Genomic DNA, 708 nt, shown 5'->3' with positions numbered 1-708 from the left:
TCCTGTTTTATACCGTGTGGTTGAAGTATTTCAAGCTTACCATAGTCGTCTCCCTGATTTTCCCATGTTGTTAAATAATACAATGGAAGAGTTACTTGCAGACGGAGATGACTGGTCAATATACATAGGTATGGGATATTTAGAAACCTTGGCTGCATTAACGCCAGCAACTTTTGATGTCGGCTGTGATTTTAATGAGGCTCTGGCTAAAAACGTACAAGCGCAAGAGCGCTACCACATTAGTGAAGCGGGTCCAGATCATGCCCCTGTAGATTCATTCTTACCCCTGCAATTACTCGGCATGGCGTGCATGTGGCATGACATGGGTAATGAAGTAACGGTTGAAAGTGATTCACTTCCGCGTTTTTTGATTGAAGGTAAATACTTTTAACGGGTTAAGATGAAGTATCTTCGATAGTGAAGAGCAAATTAACTGTAACGATACCCTTGTATACATCTACAGACTTTTCCCGTTATACCAAAAAGAAATCGAGTTTGAAAAGCAATATGGGATAGCAGCATGATTCAAAAAGTTTGACCTTGAAGGCGTAAGCCTAGCAATCCTAAAAACGCGTAAGCCGATAATTAGATAATATTGGACTAGAAATAAATAGTTTTTTGCAAACTCCTAATCCATATTGCACATCAATGTCATTAAAATGGGCGGCATGTTTTATCGTTGTAAGCTTCAACCTCTTCCATAGGAAA

1 protein-coding gene is annotated in these 708 nt (G+C 39.4%); it reads left to right on the top strand.

What is annotated here, in order from left to right; translation table 11 throughout:
* Positions 1 to 391 (top strand): Imm49 family immunity protein (locus tag AC19MV_RS23010; RefSeq protein WP_498310041.1); only part of this gene is annotated, 391 nt, incomplete at its 5' end.
* Positions 392 to 708 lie beyond the last annotated feature (317 nt).

It is taken from the genome of Shewanella sp. MF05913 (genome assembly GCF_059758095.1).
Note: the sequence above shows the minus strand (reverse complement) of the source record. Positions and strands in the feature narration are given on the sequence as shown.